The following is a 17,785-nucleotide window of genomic DNA, read 5'->3' on the forward strand; positions in this document are numbered from 1 at the left end:
CTGCTAAGTGTATGATGGCCTTTCCTTCACACACTCATAACATCTGTTACGTTTTCGCTATGACCCAATCAGCCTTCCTCAGTAATGCCCAGCTTAACCGGCGTATTCTCTCCGTTATTATTTTTACCTTCTTCTGCTATCTCTCCGTTGGCCTGCCGTTAGCGGTATTGCCAGGTTTCGTGCATAACCAGCTTGGCTACAGCTCATTTATGGCTGGCCTGATTATCAGCATTCAATATTTTGCCACGCTTCTCAGCCGCCCGCAGTCGGGTACGCTGGCCGATAAGCTCGGGCCGAAGCGCGTGGTGATGCTGGGACTGGTCTGCTGTGGCCTCAGTGGCCTGCTGACTATCGCTGCGGCGCTGGCCGCCTCGTTGCCCGCGCTGAGCTTAGGCCTGCTGGCGCTGGGCCGCGTCTTTCTCGGCATCGGCGAAAGCTTTACCAGCACCGGTTCAACGTTGTGGGGCATGAACATTGTGGGTCCGCTGCAAACCGCACGCGTTATCTCCTGGAACGGCGTGGCGACCTATTTTGCCATGGCGCTGGGCGCACCGCTGGGGGTGTTGCTGAACACGTTTTTTGGCCTACACGGCTTCGCTGCGCTGGTGCTGCTGATGGGTGCGCTGGGTTTTGTGCTGGCCAGCGGCAAACCGGCGGTAAGCGTAGCGCTCGGGGAGCGAATTCCGTTTCACAAGGTGTTCAGCCGCGTCTGGTTTTATGGCCTCGGATTAGGTCTTGGCACCATTGGTTTTGGCGTCATCGCCACCTTTATCACCCTCTATTATGCCAGCCGCGACTGGCAGGGCGCCGCTTTTGCGCTGACGCTGTTCAGCCTGGGCTTTGTGGTAATTCGGCTGCTGCTGGGCCGCTTTATTACCCAGTATGGCGGCCTGAAGGTCTCGCTAATCTCGTTCATGGTGGAGTGCGTTGGCTTGTTGATTATCTGGCAGGCAGATGCGATCTGGCTGGTGGATTTCGGCGCTTTCCTCACTGGCGCTGGTTTTTCACTGGTCTTTCCGGCGCTGGGCGTTGAGGCGGTCAAACAGGTTGAGCAGCAGAATCAGGGATCGGCGCTCGGCACCTATTCCGCTTTCCTCGATATGGGACTGGGATTAACCGGCCCGGTTGCCGGTTTATTGATTGGCCGCTGGGGTATCGCCTCGGTCTATCTGGCCGCCGCGTTGATGGTAGTTGGCGCAATGGCGCTGATTCTGCGGCTGATGCAGCAGCAGCGTATCCTCGCTAAAAGCCACTGAAAATCAGGTAAAGCAGCGCCGCCAGCAGGATCGACACCGGTAGCGTTAACAGCCAGGCCACGGCGAGCCGACGCAGTGTCAACATTTGCAGGCCTGCACGGTTAGCCACCATGGTGCCCGCCACGCCGGACGTCAGCACGTGCGTGGTGGAAACCGGCAGACCGGCGCTGTCCGCCATGCCGATGGTCGCCATTGCCACCAGTTCAGCGCTGGCGCCCTGCGCATAGTTCAAATGCTGGCGACCGATGCGTTCGCCCACGGTAATGACGATGCGACGAAAGCCAACCACCGTACCCAGGCCCAGCGCCAGCGCCACGGAAATTTTTACCCACAGCGGAATGGCCTGGCTGGCGCGATCCATCTCAACCTTCACCTGCATCAGGCTATGTGTGGTCTCAGCGGGCAGCACCAGCGTGCTGCGCTGCAGTTTGCCAATGGTGTCACTGGCGAGCAGCATGGCATCACGCAGCGCCAGCGCTCTGTCAGGGGGGCTGTCGGCTGACGAACCAAACTCCCGCAGCTCGGCGGCGATGCGGCTGAGCAAACCCACCAGCGCAGGCAGTGTTTGTTGATCAAGGGTATCGCGCTGCAGCACGCTTTGTGGATCGCCCAACAGTAACTGATTCGGCACGACCCGGCTGAGCTGCAACTGGCTCTCCTGTACCTGTACAGCGAGCTGGCTGTTCTGTTCAGGCGAGAGTGCGGCATTCATCGACATGCCAACCGGCAGCGTGGTGGCCAGAATTAACATCATCAATCCCATGCCTTTCTGCCCGTCGTTAGAGCCGTGAGCAAAGGAGACACCGGAACAGGTAAGAATCAGCATACCGCGGATCCAGAAAGGTGGCGGCTGATTGCCCTGCGGCGCCTGAAACAGCTGGCGATCGCGTAGTACTGCTTTTCCCACCAGCAGCAGCAGCGCGGCACAGCCAAAGCCCACCAGTGGTGAAAGCAACAGTGCGTAACCCACTTTGATCGCCTGCTGCCAGTCAACGCCCTGCGCCAGGCTGTGATGGTGCAACAGCGCATTGGCCATGCCGACGCCGAGGACAGAGCCGATCAGCGCATGAGAAGAAGAAGAGGGCAGGCCAAAATACCAGGTGGCGAGGTTCCAGCTCAGCGCTGAGAACAGCAGCGCGAACACCATCGCCATGCCGTCGCCGCTGGCAGAAGCGTGCAGCATATCAGCAGGCAACAGCGCGATAATGCCGAAGGCCACCACGCCGCTGGAGAGCAGCACGCCGAGAAAGTTGCAGATACCGGACCAGATCACCGCCGCGGTGGGCGACAGCGAGCGGGTATAAATCACCGTGGCTACCGCGTTGGCGGTATCATGAAAACCGTTAACAAATTCAAAGGCCAGTGCGGTCAGCAGCGCTAACAGCATCCACGGCAGCGCGGCATTTCCGCCGCTTTGCTGCCATTCCTGCAACAGGCTGAAGGCAGCATAAAGCAGCGTGGCAATAATCAGCAGCGCAATAACGGTGGTGGAACGGCGGCGCGGCGCGGTAGCGCGTCCGGCAATCAGGCTGTACTGGCTCATCAGGACCCTTGAATTCGGTTAGCTCTGCTTCTGATACGCCTTTTTTGTGACAGTAAAATGACGCATCCAGGCCTCTGCCGCAGAGCAGAAAGCGAAACAAATTGATTTTGCTACAGTCTTTCGCTGTTTCAGATGATCTCCGCTGTCAGTTGCCGCCGGTTACTGGCAGGCTTAACGCAGCACAGCGCCGATGAGGAAACGATCCGCTAATGAGATGTTTAGTTGTTTTGACCGGCCTGTTGTTGATGGTGCTAAGCTCTGGCGTCCAGGCCGATACGGTATGGATGCGCAACGGCGATCGGATTAACGGCACCATACGCTCATTGAGCGATGGCAAGCTGGTTATGGATACCACCTACGCAGGCACGCTGTCGATTAACTGGACGGAAGTGAGCACCCTGGCGAGTAACAACGCCATTGAGCTGCGCAACTCCACCACCAAAGAAGCGTACCGCGTGCGGCTCATCGCCTCCGATCCTGGCTATATCGACGTGCAGCGCGACGATGCCATTGAAACGGTGTCGGTCAGCCGGGTGGATGAATTTATGAAGGCGAAGGTGCGCAGCGACCAGCTCAACTGGGGCGGCAATGTTGACGTCAATATCAAGCTGCTGAAAGCCTCAACCCGTACACAGGATTACAATTTTGCGCTGAATAACAAAATTACCCAGGGCCGCTGGCGGCACGATTTCGGCAGCACGTTCAATCGCGAAAAAGAGAATGACTCGATCAATACCGATAATTACAGCCTGCGTTATGCGCTGGACTATCGCTTTCGCGAGCAATATTTCTGGCAGGGCCGCCTGAACTGGCGGCGCGACTGGGTTGAAGATCTCTCGCATCAGGCGGTAACAGGCACCGGGCCGGGCTATCAGTTCTGGGATAATGAGCTGGGATCATTCTCGCTGTCATTGCTGGCCGGGGTATTCGAATATGGTTACAGCGACGGCAGCCGCGATCGCAATTTTGGCGGCACGCTGCACTGGGATTATGAGCGCTACCTTCGTGGCAAAACGCTGACGTTGTTCAGCCATGGCGACGTGACGCATTCCATCGATGAAGACGGCATTTTTACCTTAAACGGCGAAGTGGGCCTGCGTTTTGCCCTGACCAGCTGGTCAACGCTAAATGTGGGTTATGGACATAATCTGGTGAGCGGTACGCGGGATACGCTGAATGAACGACGCTTTACTACCGGGCTGGGCGTGAAGTGGTAAGGCACAGGCCTCTTCCGCGGGTGCGGAGGAGGCCGAAAAACATCAGGAAGGGTTGCTGCCGTTAAGCACTGGCGGCTGCGGCACGGTGTCTGGCGCTGCGGCGTTGCCATTGCTGACTGGCGCCGGCTGCTGGCCGTTGGTCGCTGGCGCAGGCTGTGAAGGCTGCTCACCGTTCATGACTGGCGCAGGTTGTGAAGGCTGTTCACCGTTCGTCACCGGGGCTGGCTGTTCACCGTTCATTACCGGCGCAGGCTGTGCTGGCTGATCACCGTTCATCACTGGCGCAGCATCACTGTTAATGATGTTGGCACCCTGCGTAGTGGCCGGTGTCATTGGCTGTTCCTGCGGCTGGGCGCCAGGCGCCTGCGCGACCGGAACCGGTACATTGTTGATGTCGCTGGCGGCAGCATTCACTTTCACCGGCATACCGGTACGTGCCTTCAGCGCGGCATCAATCTGAGCCTGATCAACGCTGGCATCCACCACCACTTTGCTGACCGCTGGCGTGATGCTTAACGGCACCGGCTCGCGGGAAGTGAACTGCTCTTCGGTGGTGGAGAGCGGGTTGTGCACTTCAACGTAGCGCGAACCGTCCGGCTCTACGCTGGCTTTGATCGGCTGATCGATGAACTGAACACGCGTGCCAACCGGCACATTGTCGAACAGCCATTTGATGTCGTTAGCACGCAGACGTACACAGCCGTGGCTGACGCGCAGGCCGATACCAAAGTTAGCGTTGGTACCGTGAATCGCATAGAGACGACCGATGTAGAGCGCATACAGGCCCATCGGGTTATCCGGACCAGCCGGGAAAACCGCTGGCAGCGTTTCACCGCGTGCCTGATACTCTTCGTGCATTTTTTTGGTTGGCGTCCAGGTTGGGCCATCCTTTTTACGCTGCACGGTAGTGGTCCAGTTTACTGGCGTATCTTTGCCCAGTTCACCGATACCAATCGGCAGCACCACCACGGTTTTGGTGCCTTTCGGGTAGTAGTAAAGACGCATTTCGGCGCTGTTGATCACAATGCCTTCACGCGGCGCGTCAGGCAGAATCAGCTGCTGAGGAATAATGATTTTCCGGCCAGCCTGCGGCAAATAGACATCAATACCTGGGTTGGCTTCCAGCAAGTTGCTCAGGCCCATTTGATACTGCGCAGCAAAAGCTTCCAGCGGAAGTTTGCTGTCCTGCGGAACGGTAATTTCGAGGTTATCGCCGATCAGGCGGCTGTTAGCCGGCGGAAGGGGATAAACCACTGCAAAAGCGGACTGGCTAAAAGCCAGGGCGGCGATGGCTACTGTGAAGAACGCGCGAATACTTTTTTTCATGTTTTTTCAGGTAGTTAATGCCTTTTTCAGGCTTGTTAGAGAGTCAACCCAATTTCGGCTGCTGTGACCGGCTGCACATTATATGTGCATTGAGACGCGTTGGAAATCAACAATATTAAGATCTTAAATGACTTTGCGTAAATTATCGTAAAACACCCCGAATAAACGGGGTGCAGAACGGGATTACGGCTGCCACTGCGTGGTTTCACCGCTGAGTTTACGATTGAGGAAAAACGCCGCGCTGATCAGCGCCAGGTGGGTTAATCCCTGTGGAATATTGCCCAGCGGATAACCCTGTACGTCAAACTCCTCGGCATAGAGGCCCAGCGGATTGGCATAGCTCAGCAGCTTTTCAAATTCGAAATGCGCTTCGTCGATGCGGCCCGCGCGCGCCAGGCACTCGACGTACCAGAACGAACAGGCGGCAAACGCGCCTTCACCGCCGCTAAGACCATCGGCAGGCGTTTCGTGAATGTTATAGCGCTGCACCATGCCGTCGGAGACCAGATCGCGTTTGATCGCATCCAGCGTCGCCAGCCAGGCAGGATCGGTGGCGCTAACAAACCGCACCAGCGGCATCAGCAGCATCGACGCATCAAGAAAATCGCCGTGGCGGGTAGCGGAGAAATGGCCTTTTTTCTCATTCCAGAAGTTCTGCCAGATATCATCACGGATTTCACTGCGCACACGATCCCAGCGATCGTACGGCATCGATAACGAGCGCTTCATGCCCAGTCGCAGTGCGCGATCCAGCGCCACCCAGCACATCAGTCGCGAATGAAGAAAGTGTTCCGGCTCACCGCGCATCTCCCAGATGCCGGCATCGGGCTCCTGCCAGCGCTCGCACAGATGATCGATCATCTGCACCACATAATCCCAGCCGCGATGGCTGATCGCCTCGCCATATTTATTGGCCAGATAGATGGCGTCCATCAGCTCGCCGTAAATATCGAGCTGCGTCTGATTCCAGGCTTCGTTGCCGATGCGCACCGGCGTTGAACCGGCGTAGCCAGAAAGATGCGGCAGGGTGGTTTCATGCAGCTCGGTGCCGCTGTCGATGCGGTACATCACCTGCAAATGATCGCGGTCTTTATGGCTGTTCTGAATGCAGCGTCCGACCCACTGGGTAAAGTGCTGCGCTTCCTCGGTGTAGCCCAGGCGCATCAGCGCATACATGCTGAACGAGGCGTCACGGATCCACGAGGCGCGATAGTCCCAGTTGCGCTCGCCGCCCAGCTCTTCCGGCAGACCAAAGGTCGCGGCGGCGGCAATAGAACCGTGCTGCCAGCTGGTCAGCAGCTTCAGCGCCAGCGCCGAGCGGTTGACCATCGCCTGCCAGCGGCCACGATAGTTGCTTTTTTTGCTCCAGCTCTGCCAGTAATGCAGCGTCTCCTCGAAGCAGGTCAGGGTGGTTAACTGCTCAAGATGGGCATCGCCATGGCTGCCAAACATAAAGGTGGCGTGCTCGCCCGCTTTCAGCGTGAAGGTGGCCACCGCGGCGTTATCCTCTATCGACATCGAGACCGTGGCGGAGAGTCGCAGCGTGGGCTGCTCGCTGGCGCTAAAGGCGATACTGCCGTTGACCACTTTTGCCGTGGTTTCGGCACGGGCGTAATCCATTTTAGGCGCACAATGCATCTTGTAAGTTGCCTCACCGCGCACCATTTTCACCCGACGAATAATGCGCGGCAGGGTATCTTCCTGCTGGCAAATCGGCATGTAATCGGTGATTTCCGCCACGCCCTGTTCATCCAGCCAGCGGGTTTGCAGAATATTACTTTCTGGCAGATAAATTTGCTGGCGGCGGGCATTTTTCCACTGTGGGGCGATCTGAAACAAGCCGGCTTTATCGGTATCAAGCAGCGCGGTAAACACCGATGGGCTGTCGAGATTGGGCCAGCAGAAATAGTCGATAGCACCATCGTTTGCCACCAGAGCACAGGTGCGCAGATCGCCGATGACGCCGTGATCGCCAATAGGTCGTTTTGGAGCCGTCATGATATTCCTTGCCGGAGGGAGAAAAGTTAACTATAGCCAAACAGCCACAACGGGATGTCAATGGTGGGTAAATGGTCCTGATTCCTGCACGCCAGAGGATGAAAGCGCAGGCGGCGGCGCACACCGCCTGCTGATCAAAAGTATCTCAGAACGTAACCGTGTCGCTTATTCACTGCGGCGATGGTGCCAGCGGCGAATAAAAAAGCGCACCAGCATGGCGAAAATCGCCGCCGCCACCAGCCACAGCAGCGGCTTGAGATGCTGGTCGAGCTTATGTAACCACGGGGTAACGATCTCACCAGCAAAGTAACCAAGGGTGACAAACAGTAGCGCCCAGATCGCTGCGCCAGTCACGTTGAGAATAAAGAACTTCAGCGGCTTAAGATGACTGGAGCCAATAATGATCGGCCCGACCAGGCGAAAGCCATACATAAAGCGCGCGCCAATCACAAACAGCTCCGGGCGGCGGCGAATCATCTTGTTGGCCTTGACGATTTTGTCCTGATGCTTGTGCATTTTATCCAGGATGCGCGAGCCATAGCGCCGCCCGACATAAAACAGCAGCTGATCGCCAATAATGCCGCCCGCCATCGCCGCCAGCACCACGCCGGTAAAATGTAGCAATCCCTGATGCGCCGCTACGCCGCCCAGCAGGGTAAAGGTCTCTCCCTCGGCGATACAGCCAATCACCAGCGCGATATAGCCGTACTGCGCAATAACTCCATTAATATCAATGTGCAAAATCTCTCTTCCTGTCGTTGCGCCTGAAGCAGTAAGTCTATACGCCGTCACAGGAAGCGCGCAGCGAGAGCGAAAATATTCTCTGACTGCTTTTTTTTTGCACAACAGGCGCTCCTGGCGCGCAAAAGCCGCAGCGGCTCGTATACTCAAAGAGAAGCCGCCTGGCGCCACGCCGACGGCAAGTCGTTTCAGAGGAGTGATTTTATGAATCATGTCTGGGGACTTTTAGCGCATCCCGGCCAGGAGATGCGTAGCATCAAGCAAGAAAACGAAACCGTTTCTCACCATTACACCCACCATGTTTTGTTGATGGCAGCGATTCCGGTGATCTGCGCCTTTATCGGCACCACGCAGATTGGCTGGAATCTTGGCAGTGGGCAAAACATCCCTGTTAATCTAATGACCGGCCTTGGACTCGGCGTGCTCTTTTATCTGCTTATTCTTGGCGCCGTAGCGGTAATGGGGCGGGTTATTCACTGGATGGCGCGCAGCTATCCACAGCGTCCGGGACTGGCGCGCTGCACCGTTTTTGCTGGCTATGTGGCAACACCGCTGTTTCTCAGCGGTGTTGTGGCGCTCTATCCGCTGGTCTGGCTCTGCCTGCTGGTGGGCGCGGTGGCGCTGGCCTATACCGGCTATCTGCTGTTCGTTGGCATTCCCCTGTTCCTGAATATCGATCGTGATGAAGGATTGCGCTTTTCGGGCTCGACACTGGCTATTGGCGTGCTGGTGTTTGAGGTTCTGCTGGCCCTGACCGTGGTGCTGTGGGGCTACGGCTATCACCTGGTGTAAACGCAAGGTTGCCGCCGCTCAGGCTGGCGGTAACCTGTTACCCACTGAAACAATCTCCTGTAGGAATTTACCTGGTGGCCGGAGTATGATGCCTGCGTTAGCCCCCGCCATGACTGGATTTCGGCGGTGGCGGCCTGTCTGAGACAGAGCATCATTTTAACCGGTAAAGATGTGCCACCATGCCTGCAAAAATCCGCTTTTCCCTGTTGAGCCTGGCGCTGCTGTTTGCCAGCCAGACCCTGTTGCCTTCTGCCGTGGCCGCGCCAGTTTCAGGCGATATCGCGCCGCTGAATCAGCCGCAAATTGCCTCTGGCAGCGCCATGATCATCGATCTCAACACCAACAAGGTGCTGTTCGCCAGTCATCCCGATCTGGTGCGCCCGATGGCCTCGATCACCAAATTAATGACCGCGCTGGTGGTGCTTGATGCGCATCAGTCGCTGGATGAAAAGCTGTCGGTGGATATCAGCCAGACGCCGGAAATGCGCGGCATCTATTCACGCGTGCGGCTTAACAGCGAAATCAGCCGCCGTAATATGTTGCTGCTGGCGCTGATGTCGTCAGAAAACCGCGCCGCGGCCAGTCTGGCGCACCATTATCCCGGCGGTTACAACGCCTTTATCCGCGCGATGAACGCCAAAGCGCGTGCGCTCGGCATGACCCACACGCGCTACGTTGAGCCAACCGGCCTGTCGATTCACAACGTCTCAACCGCCCGCGATTTAACGCGGCTACTGATGGCAACCAAACAGTATCCGCTGATTGGCCAGCTCAGCACCACGCGTGAAGAGATGGCGACCTTTAGCAACCCGCCTTACGTGCTGCCGTTTCGCAATACTAACCATCTGGTTTACAAAGCCGACTGGCGCATTCAGCTAACCAAAACCGGCTATACCGATGAGGCAGGACACTGCCTGGTGATGCGCACGGTGATCAACAATCGTCCGGTGGCGTTGGTGGTCATGGACGCTTTCGGCAAATATACCCACTTTGCCGATGCCAACCGTCTGCGCGACTGGCTGGAAACCGGTAAATCGGCGCCGGTGCCCGCTGCGGCGCTGGCCTATAAAAAACAGAAGGCATCGCAGGTGGTCAGCAACCGCACCGCAGGCGCTGACGGCGAGTAATGCTCTATGGCCCGCCGACGCGGGCCGTTTTCAGAACAAAAACGCTTATCGTTTCACCGCGCATTTTCACCCGTCAATCCTATAGTCTGCGCGCCGTCAGGCGCATACACTTACGCGCTTACGGCGGTGGGGGATATCGCCATTTTTTGTCACAGTTGGAATGCTTCATGACCCGGACTTTCACTTTTCTTCGACTATGCCTGCTGGCGATGCTGCTGGCAGCAGGAGTGCCCACGCTGAGCGTTGCGGCCGATGCTGACGACAGCGCCCAGACTAGCGCTGACAGCGACGCACCACCGAAAATCAATGCGGCGGTTGAACTGCCAAAAATGCAAAAAATACTCGATAAGATCAAAGGTCAGGTCTCGGGTGAAAACAACGACGCCAAGCTGGAGCCGCTTAACGAAATGGCGCTGGAGCTCTCCGGCAATGCCGATACGCTGGGTCAGACGCTGATTCCACAGCGCCAGCAGGTATTGGCTCAGCTGGCCGTTCTCGGTCCGGCTCCTCAGGCGGGCAGCGGCGTGAAAGAGACCGCCGAAGTGGTGCGTAAACGCGCCGCGCTGGAAAGCCAGAAGGCGAAACTCGACGATCAGATCAAGCAGGCCGAGGCGATCAAAAATGGCTCGCTGAACCTCTCTGGTCAAATCGTTAACCTGCGCCGTGAGGCGATCAAAAATCAGCTGGCGCTGAATTCTGGCACCATCTTCGGGCCACGTTTCTGGAGCCCGCTGTTTGGTGGCCAGGAGCTGGACGGCGCGAAAATCAGCGCCTTCGCTGATGAACTGCAGGCGACCGCTGCGCTCTCCTGGGAACCGGGCTGGCGCTTTGGCACCCTGGCCTGGACCATCGCCGCGATTCTGGTGGCGACCTTAGGCCGTCGCTATGGCGAGGAGTTTCTGGCGTGGGTCAGCATTAATAAGCTGCCGGAAGGGCATTTGCGTCGCAGCTTTTTGGCCGCGGCGATCGCCCTGACCACGCTGGCGGCGGTAGTGCTGGCCTTTAACTTCCTCGATCTCGCCTTTACGCGCCGGGCAGAAGTCTCTGACGATGTGCAGGATTTCATCAATAAGCTGGTGAAACTCAGCGTGTTCTGCGGGCTGATTGCTGGTCTGGGTCGCGCGTTTCTCTCTACCCGTCGCCCATCATGGCGGCTGCCGGCGATCTCTAATGAAGTCGCAATGGCGCTGAAGCCTTTCCCACCGATTACCGCGGTACTGGTATTTATCTTCCAGTCCATTGAGGCGTTTAATAACAGCGTCGGCACCAGCGTATCAACCACCATCATGGCCAACGGCATGACCGCCTTGCTGATTGGCCTGACGGCGGTGTCGATCAGCATGCGCATCAAGCGTGCCCGCCATCGCGCGGCGGAAAACGCCACCACTACCGAAGTGAAGTCGACCTTTGCCGGGCTGCTGCAAATCGCCATGACGCTGGTTGGCATTGCCATTCTGGTGTCGCTGGTGATCGGCTACGTCACCTTTGGCCGCTTCCTTAGCTACGAGCTGGTCTGGTTCAATATTGTAGTGGGCTCGTTCTATCTGCTCAGCCATCTGGTCAACGACTTCTGCGAAACGCTGCTGTCGACCAGTAACCCCACCGGTAAGCGTATTCAGAATCTGCTTAATCTGAACGAGCGGCATCTGCAACAGGCCGCCTCGTTGCTGGCGGCGTTGTGTAAAACCGTGCTGATCCTGGTGATGGTGGTGGCGCTGCTCAACGGCACCTTTGGTTCCTCCACACCGATTGAGCTGCTGCAGAAAGCGGCTGAGTTCTGGGGCGGCAAAGGACTGGAGTCGCTGAACATTGTACCGGCGCATCTGGTTAACGCGCTGATCTGCCTGGTGGTCGGTATCTACGTGCTGCGTTCGGTACGTCGCTGGCTGGACAACGAGTTCCTGCCAAAAACCACCATGGACACCGGCATGCGCGTGTCGCTGGTGACGCTGTTCAGTAACCTCGGCTATGTGCTGGTGATTCTGCTGACGCTTTCCACCATGGGCCTGCAGTGGAACAAACTCGCGTGGATCGTCAGCGCGCTGTCGGTGGGTATCGGTTTTGGCCTGCAGGAGATCGTGAAGAACTTTATCTCTGGCCTGATTCTGCTGACCGAGCGGCCGGTGAAAGTGGGCGATCTGGTGAGCCTCGGCAACGTCGAAGGGGATATTCGCCGTATCAACGTGCGCGCCACGGAAATTCAGCTGGGTGATAAATCCACGGTGATCGTGCCTAACTCGCAGCTCATCTCGCAGAACGTGCGCAACGCCACCATGAATAACGCGCAGGGCGTGGTCACGATTGTGCTGACTTTCCCGCTAAATATCGATCCGGTGCAGGTGCGTGAGATTCTGCTCGACGTTTACACGCAGAACGAGCGCATTCTGGAGACGCCGGAGCCCTCGGTGACCTTCAAAGATTTAACGCCGCAGGGCATCGTGCTCAGCGTCACCGGCAACGTCTCGGGTCAGCGGCAGATTGGCGGCGTTAAAAGCGATCTGCTGTTTGATATTTTGACCCGGCTGCGCAAAGAGGGCGTCGCGCTCTCCTTGCCGCAGACCATGGTTATTGAGCGCAAAGGCCAGCCGGTCGTGGTGGAAGAGGAACCGAAACCGCTTTCATGATGGTTCGGCGCTCTCCTGTTGCGGAGAGCGCCGTGCGGTTACGGCTTCAGTTTTTCTTCGCCGCAGCCGCACTCTGCCCAGTGCTTCTGCTTGCTGGTTTTGCCAATTCCCGGATTAAAACTGTTGGTGGGATCGATCTGCTGATAAAAGTGCTTCAGCGCCGGTGTCGCCGCATAGAGATGCCCGACGTTATGCTCCGCCGGGTATTCCGCACCGCGCGCATTCAGTCGCGCCAGCATCTTCTCTTTCAGGGCATGCACGTCGACGCCTTTTTTCACGATGTAATCCTGATGAAAAACATGACACAGGAAATGGCCGTAATAAAGGCGATGCAGCAGGGCGTCATTAAACTCTTCGGGCAGCACTTCAAACCAGTCGCGATCGTTGCGCCGCAGGGCGATATCCAGCGCCAGGATCTCCTCCACCTGTTGATGGTGTACGGCGTGATAGCGCACCGCCGCGCCCGCCGCCGCATAACGATGCAGAAAGGCCGCTGCGCCCTCTTTATCACTGCACAGGAAGAACTCGCCGCCGCCCTCTTTAAAGTAATCGCGCAGATAGTCGTTCGCCTCTTTCACACCGTCGCCGGACATTTTCAGCATCAGGTGATGGGCATAGCGATCGCGGTACTGCTTGATGCGCGCAGGCAGATGAGCGGGAAACAGGCCGCTGACACGCTGCAACAGCCGATCGGTCAGATGCGGCTTCACAAAGCGAAACTTCTCCAGCCAGCTGTCGACGCGGCCTTTTAAGCTGAAAAACAGCGGCATCCGCTCGGTGCCGAATTTGTCGATCATCAAAAAGGTATCTTTGCCGTAGACCTCGGCGATATCGAAAATATCGCGGTGCATGTACTCCCCAGCCACCGGCAGATGGGTGAATTCACCGAGAATATGGCGGCGTATCTCATCCAGCACCGCGGTGTCGTTGGTGCCAATGTAGAAAACCTGCTGTTCTGGCTCTTTCTCGAAGGTATCCAGCCGCACCGCAAACACCGCCAGCTTACCGGCACAGCCGCTGGCCTCATGCAGACGCCGCGCATCGGCGTTGAAACGGGAAGGGGTATCGGCATCAATGTCGCGCACCCGTTCGGCGTACTCATGATCGGAGGCGTGACGCTGGTCGTGCCGTACATCGCTGTCGCGCCAGCGCTCATCATCCAGCGCGCCGAGGATCTGCTCAGGCGTGCTGCCGAGATCGATGCCAAGGTGATTCACCAGCTGCAGCTGGCCCTGCTCAGTGACCTGCGCATAGAGCGCCATTTCGCTCCATGCCGGGCCGCGCTTCACCAGCGAGCCACCGGAATTATTGCAGATGCCGCCAATAATCGAAGCGCCAATGCAGGATGAGCCGATCACCGAATGCGGCTCGCGTCCCAGCGGCTTAAGCAGCTTCTCCAGCTGCCACAGCGTGCTGCCGGGCAGCGCCAGCACCTGTTTGCCCTGATCGATCAGCTGAATGCCGTCGAGGCGACGGGTGCTGATAATCACAATCTCCCGATCGTAATCATTACCGCTGGGCGTTGAACCTTCGGTCAGGCCGGTGTTTGCCGCCTGCATCAAAATAATGCGATCGGCCGCCACAATCAGCTGCAGCGCACGCCACAGCTCCAGCAACGTGCCGGGAAAAATCACCGCGATGGCATCGCCTTCGCCGGAGCGAAAGCCACGGCGGTAACGGGCGGTTTGCTCCGCATCGGTGAGCAAATTCGCGCCGCCGAGCAGCCGACGCAGATCGTTTATCAGGGTATGACGGGTCGTCTCTTCAGCATGTTGCATAGCATTTTCCTGTGGCTCTGATCGCTGAAACTGTAGCACGCGTAGCAAAAAGGCTGTACTGCTCCACTACCTGCTATTCTGTTCTTGTGGCACACTCAGTGGCCGCTGTTTACCCGCTTCGCATTGAAACTTAAGAGACCCCAATCTGATGAAATGGATTTACTCTGTTAGCCTTGCCGTCACGCTGGCGATGCAACCTGCGCTGGCTGAAATTGCCCACCCGTTAACTGAACAGGCACGCGACGCTTACGTCAGTGAGCTGCTGCAAAAGATGACGCTCGATGAAAAAATTGGCCAGCTGCGTCTGATAAGCGTAGGGCCGGGAACGCCAAAAGAAGCGATTCGCGAGATGATCAAACAGGGCCAGGTGGGGGCGATTTTCAACACCGTGACGCGGCAGGATATCCGCGCGATGCAGGATCAGGTGATGCAGCTCAGCCGCCTGAAAATTCCGTTGTTCTTTGCCTATGACGTGGTGCACGGCCAGCGCACGGTGTTCCCGATTCCGCTGGGCATGGCTGCCAGCTGGGATCTTGATGCGGTTGCGGAAGTGGGTCGTGTGTCAGCGTATGAAGCGGCGGACGACGGGCTGAACATGACCTGGGCACCCATGGTCGATGTCAGCCGTGAGCCGCGCTGGGGCCGGGTCTCCGAAGGCTTCGGCGAAGATACCTATTTGACCTCAGAAATGGGGCGCACCATGGTGGAAGCGATGCAGGGAAAAAGTCCTGCCGATCGTTACGCCGTGATGACCAGCGTTAAACACTTTGCTCTCTATGGCGCAGTGGAAGGCGGGCGTGATTACAACACCGTTGATATGAGCCCGCAACGCATGTTCCAGGACTATCTGCCGCCGTACAAGGCGTCACTGGATGCAGGCAGCGGCGGCGTCATGGTGTCGCTGAACGCCATTAACGGCGTGCCGGCCACCGCAGACAGCTGGCTGCTGAAAGATCTGCTGCGTGACGAATGGAAATTCAAAGGCATTACCATCAGCGATCACGGTGCCATCAAAGAGCTGATCAAGCATGGCGTTGCCAGCGATCCGCAGGAAGCGGTGCGCATTGCGCTGAAATCCGGCATCGACATGAGCATGAGCGACGAGTATTACAGCAAATACCTGCCGGATCTGGTGAAAAGCGGCGCGGTCAGCAAGGCGGAAATCGATGACGCCGCGCGCCACGTGCTGAACGTCAAATACGATATGGGCTTGTTTAACGATCCCTACAGCCACTTAGGCGCGAAAGAAACCGATCCGGCTGATACCAATGCCGAAAGCCGCCTGCACCGCGCCGAAGCGCGTGACGTGGCGCGTAAAAGCATGGTGCTGTTGAAGAATGAGCAGGACACCCTGCCGCTGAAAAAATCGGGCACCATCGCACTGGTCGGGCCGCTGGCCGACAGTCAGCGTGACATCATGGGCAGCTGGTCAGCCGCCGGTCTTGCCCGTCAGTCGGTGACCCTGCTGCAGGGCATGAAAAATGCCACTGCCGGCAACGCGACGGTAATCTACGCCAAAGGCGCCAACATCAGCGACAACAAATCCATTCAGGATTTCCTCAACCTTTATGAGCAGGCGGTCAGCGTTGACAGCCGCACGCCTCAGCAGATGATTGATGAAGCCGTTGCCGCCGCGCAAAAAGCGGATGTGGTGGTGGCCGCGGTAGGCGAAGCGCAGGGCATGGCGCATGAAGCGTCGAGCCGCAGCGAACTGACCATTCCAGCCAGCCAGCAGAAGCTGTTGGCCGCGCTGAAAGCCACCGGCAAACCGCTGGTAATCGTGCTGATGAATGGCCGCCCACTGACGCTGGCAACAGAAGATGCGCAGGCCAGCGCGCTGCTGGAAACCTGGTTCAGCGGCACCGAAGGCGGCAACGCCATCGCGGACGTGCTGTTTGGCGAATACAACCCATCAGGCAAGCTGCCGGTCTCCTTCCCACGTTCAGTGGGTCAGATTCCAATCTATTACAACCACTTGCCTACCGGTCGCCCGTACAATCCGGCTAAGCCGAATAAATACACGTCGCACTATTACGATGCGCTTAACGGCCCGCTTTATCCGTTCGGTTACGGCCTGAGCTACACCACCTTTACCGTTTCGCCGGTGACGCTGTCATCAAAAACCCTGGCGCGTAACGGTAAGCTGGATGCCAGCGTTACCGTGACCAACAGCGGTAAACGCGACGGCGCCACGGTGGTGCAGCTCTATCTGAACGATCCGGTTGCCAGCATGAGTCGTCCGGTGCAGGAGCTGAAGTCGTTTAAATGCATTATGCTGAAAGCGGGCGAATCGCAGACGGTGAGCTTCCCGATTGACGGCAACGCGCTGAAATTCTGGAATGCAAAAATGCAGTACGTCATGGAACCAGGCAAAATCAACGTGATGATTGGCCTCGATTCTGTGCATACGCAGGATACCTCGTTCGACGCCCTTTAATACCCCCGCGCGGCAGAGCCAGCCTCTGCCGCGCCAGAGAAAATCGTGTCACGCCTATGCAATCACTCCGTAACCGTATTCAACAACAGGTCTTTCGTCTGAATGGCCTCTCTCTCAACGAGTTTGACCTGTCGCAGCCGCCTGGCGATCCGGGACTGTTTGGCCCGGACAGCGTGATTTGGCGCGTTCACGGCGACTTTACCTCCATGCTCTGCGGCGGCATCAGCGCGCTGCTGATGCAGATGCTGCATCCCTCGGCGCTGGCGGGCGTTTGGGATCACTCCAGTTTTCGCGAAGATATGATGGGCCGCCTGCGACGCACCAGCCAGTTTATCGCCGTTACCACCTTCGGTAATCGTTCTGATGCCAACACGCTGCTCGAGCGGGTTAAACGCATCCATCTGCAGGTTTCGGGGGTAGATGCTTACGGCACGCCGTATCAGGCCAGCGATCCGCAGCTGCTCACCTGGGTGCACGTCGCGGAAACCAGCCGCTTTCTGGCGGCGCATCTGCGCTACAAAAACCGGCTACTCAGCGGGGCAGAACAGGATCGTTACTACGCCGAAGCCGCGGTCGTGGCGGAAGCGCTGGGTGCAGAACAGGTGCCGAAAAGCCGTCAGGCGGTGGCGGACTATCTTGTCGCCATGCGTCCGCAACTGCGTTACGACGAGCGTACCGCGGAGGTGACGCGCCTGCTGATGAGCGCGCCTGCGCCGAGCTGGCAGGCAAAACCGGCGATGAAAACCATGATGCTGGCGGGCATCGGCCTGCTGCCGGAATGGGCTCAGGCGCAGTCCGGCTATCACTTTACGCCGCTAAAGCGCTGGCAAATTGATCGGCAGATTGACCTGCTGGCTGTTGGGTTGCGCTGGTCGATTAGCCAGGGCGCACACCATCGCGCCATGGCTCGCGTTGGCCGGTCACTTTGAGAGTTTTACCCTTGTTC

12 protein-coding genes are annotated in these 17,785 nt (G+C 57.7%); 7 read left to right on the plus strand and 5 right to left on the minus strand.

The window, feature by feature from the left end:
* Positions 1–59 precede the first annotated feature (59 nt).
* The gene (locus tag ACJY2L_RS00245; RefSeq protein ID WP_439212853.1) at positions 60–1,256 is read left to right on the plus strand and encodes an MFS transporter; all 1,197 of its coding nucleotides are present in this window, start codon (positions 60–62) and stop codon (positions 1,254–1,256) included.
* Here ACJY2L_RS00245 and ACJY2L_RS00250 read toward each other — a convergent pair.
* A complete protein-coding gene (locus ACJY2L_RS00250; protein ID WP_439212854.1) occupies positions 1,243–2,799 on the minus strand; it encodes an inorganic phosphate transporter in 1,557 nt (518 codons plus the stop codon). The two genes, ACJY2L_RS00245 and ACJY2L_RS00250, sit on opposite strands and share 14 nt — an antisense overlap.
* 209 nt (positions 2,800–3,008) lie before the next feature.
* Here ACJY2L_RS00250 and ACJY2L_RS00255 point away from each other — a divergent pair, with 209 nt between their 5' ends.
* Positions 3,009–4,016 carry a DUF481 domain-containing protein gene (locus ACJY2L_RS00255; protein WP_439212855.1) on the plus strand — a complete coding sequence of 336 codons (1,008 nt, stop codon included), beginning with the start codon at positions 3,009–3,011 and terminating at the stop codon, positions 4,014–4,016.
* Between the two features lie 42 nt (positions 4,017–4,058).
* Here the strand turns inward: ACJY2L_RS00255 and ACJY2L_RS00260 are convergent, their stop codons facing one another.
* The 3 genes from ACJY2L_RS00260 to ACJY2L_RS00270 form a co-directional block, all read right to left on the minus strand.
* Complete coding sequence (locus tag ACJY2L_RS00260) at positions 4,059–5,342, minus strand: L,D-transpeptidase family protein (protein ID WP_439212856.1); 1,284 nt, start codon at positions 5,340–5,342, stop codon at positions 4,059–4,061.
* Between the two features lie 183 nt (positions 5,343–5,525).
* Positions 5,526–7,340 (minus strand): glycoside hydrolase family 15 protein, encoded by a 1,815-nt coding sequence (locus tag ACJY2L_RS00265; RefSeq protein ID WP_439212857.1) that lies wholly within the window; start codon positions 7,338–7,340, stop codon positions 5,526–5,528.
* Positions 7,341–7,505: 165 nt separating this feature from the next.
* Positions 7,506–8,081 carry a DedA family protein gene (locus ACJY2L_RS00270; protein ID WP_439212858.1) on the minus strand — a complete coding sequence of 192 codons (576 nt, stop codon included), beginning with the start codon at positions 8,079–8,081 and terminating at the stop codon, positions 7,506–7,508.
* A gap of 204 nt (positions 8,082–8,285) precedes the next feature.
* Here ACJY2L_RS00270 and ACJY2L_RS00275 point away from each other — a divergent pair, with 204 nt between their 5' ends.
* From ACJY2L_RS00275 to ACJY2L_RS00285, 3 genes are all read left to right on the plus strand, one after another.
* On the plus strand, positions 8,286–8,873 hold the full coding sequence (locus ACJY2L_RS00275) for a Yip1 family protein (protein WP_439212859.1): 588 nt from the start codon (positions 8,286–8,288) through the stop codon (positions 8,871–8,873).
* Positions 8,874–9,052: 179 nt separating this feature from the next.
* The gene (pbpG, locus tag ACJY2L_RS00280) at positions 9,053–10,000 is read left to right on the plus strand and encodes a D-alanyl-D-alanine endopeptidase (protein ID WP_067428957.1); all 948 of its coding nucleotides are present in this window, start codon (positions 9,053–9,055) and stop codon (positions 9,998–10,000) included.
* A gap of 167 nt (positions 10,001–10,167) precedes the next feature.
* Positions 10,168–12,624 (plus strand): DUF3772 domain-containing protein, encoded by a 2,457-nt coding sequence (locus ACJY2L_RS00285; protein ID WP_439212860.1) that lies wholly within the window; start codon positions 10,168–10,170, stop codon positions 12,622–12,624.
* Between the two features lie 38 nt (positions 12,625–12,662).
* Here the strand turns inward: ACJY2L_RS00285 and dld are convergent, their stop codons facing one another.
* On the minus strand, positions 12,663–14,402 hold the full coding sequence (gene dld, locus ACJY2L_RS00290) for a D-lactate dehydrogenase (protein WP_439212861.1): 1,740 nt from the start codon (positions 14,400–14,402) through the stop codon (positions 12,663–12,665).
* A 148-nt stretch (positions 14,403–14,550) separates the two neighbouring features.
* Here dld and bglX point away from each other — a divergent pair, with 148 nt between their 5' ends.
* Positions 14,551–16,839, plus strand: coding sequence for a beta-glucosidase BglX (gene bglX, locus ACJY2L_RS00295; protein ID WP_439212862.1), 2,289 nt, complete (start codon positions 14,551–14,553; stop codon positions 16,837–16,839).
* Between the two features lie 56 nt (positions 16,840–16,895).
* Positions 16,896–17,768 carry an oxygenase MpaB family protein gene (locus ACJY2L_RS00300; protein WP_439212863.1) on the plus strand — a complete coding sequence of 291 codons (873 nt, stop codon included), beginning with the start codon at positions 16,896–16,898 and terminating at the stop codon, positions 17,766–17,768.
* Positions 17,769–17,785 lie beyond the last annotated feature (17 nt).

Origin of the sequence: Duffyella sp. Ts4, assembly GCF_051851875.1 — a bacterium.
Taxonomy (GTDB): Bacteria; Pseudomonadota; Gammaproteobacteria; order Enterobacterales; family Enterobacteriaceae; genus Duffyella; species Duffyella gerundensis.